Source organism: Mesorhizobium sp. M2E.F.Ca.ET.209.01.1.1 (genome assembly GCF_004010375.2).
GTDB lineage: Bacteria > Pseudomonadota > Alphaproteobacteria > Rhizobiales > Rhizobiaceae > Mesorhizobium.
The window spans coordinates 1-307 of sequence record NZ_SADP02000938.1 but is presented as its reverse complement, the minus strand read 5'-3'; the positions used below and the strand labels follow the sequence as shown (position 1 = coordinate 307).

Sequence of the window (307 nt, the reverse complement as noted above, 5' to 3'; positions counted from 1 at the left end):
CTTGCTCGCCGAGGCCGCCAAACATGTGATTTCCTGTTCCATGGAACTCGGCGGCAATGCACCCTTCATTGTCTTCGACGATGCTGATCTCGGTGCGGCCCTCGATGGCGCCATGATCGCCAAAATGCGCAATGCCGGCGAAGCCTGTACGGCCGCCAATCGCATCTACGTCCAGTCGGGCATCCACGATGCGTTCGCCGACGGCCTGTCCCGGCGCATGGCCGCGCTCAAGATCGGCGCCGGCACCAAGGCGGACACCGAATGTGGACCCATGATCACCAAGAAAGCGGTCGACAAGATCGACCGG

1 protein-coding gene is annotated in these 307 nt (G+C 62.2%); it reads left to right on the top strand.

The genetic code is table 11. The features are described 5' to 3' along the window. A partial coding sequence (locus EN852_RS38580; RefSeq protein ID WP_135879885.1) for an aldehyde dehydrogenase family protein occupies window positions 1–307 on the top strand: 307 nt, incomplete at both ends.